This is a genomic window from Pseudomonas sp. 10B238, from assembly GCF_000970615.1.
Lineage (GTDB): Bacteria > Pseudomonadota > Gammaproteobacteria > Pseudomonadales > Pseudomonadaceae > Stutzerimonas.
The window spans coordinates 1-451 of record NZ_KQ033981.1 but is presented as its reverse complement, the minus strand read 5'-3'; the positions used below and the strand labels follow the sequence as shown (position 1 = coordinate 451).

The 451-nt window shown below is 54.5% G+C and carries 1 protein-coding gene and 1 pseudogene; both read right to left on the bottom strand.

Translation table 11 applies throughout. The annotated features are described in order from the left end of the window. Positions 1-369, bottom strand: a pseudogene (locus RT21_RS23995) (cytochrome c); the annotation flags it as partial. Between the two features lie 9 nt (positions 370-378). After that, a partial coding sequence (locus tag RT21_RS23730) for a copper resistance protein B (protein WP_156155751.1) occupies positions 379-451 on the bottom strand: 73 nt, incomplete at its 5' end.

The window sequence follows — 451 nt, the reverse complement described above, 5'->3', positions numbered from 1 at the left end:
CTTGATGACCCAAAATGTTTTTGCTGGGTCACCGTATAGCCCCGCTTCAGCCAGGCTGGGTGGAGCGGGATAAAGGCCATTGCTTAGCTCGGTCTCAGCCATGCCTGGCGCCAAGTGACAACCCACACACATCGAGTCGTAGTTCCCCGCCCCGGCGCGGATTTGGTCTTCATCGTCGAGAGATGGCACGACTATGTCTTCGGAGCGAACCTCAATCGAGCGATTGCGAGCAGTTTCCAAGAAAGCGTGCACGGCTCCCGTATGAGGATCATCCGCGGCAACGTTTATTAGTCCCGAGAAAACAACACCGGCCACCACCAACAGGCCTAGTGCGCAGAAGGCAGCGAAGCTAATAATTATTCTTTTCATCTAGGGTCCTTAAAACCAAAGCCTGATGCCAGCAACGAACCGCGCCTCATCTACGTCTTCGCCTTCATCTCTCGCCATATCG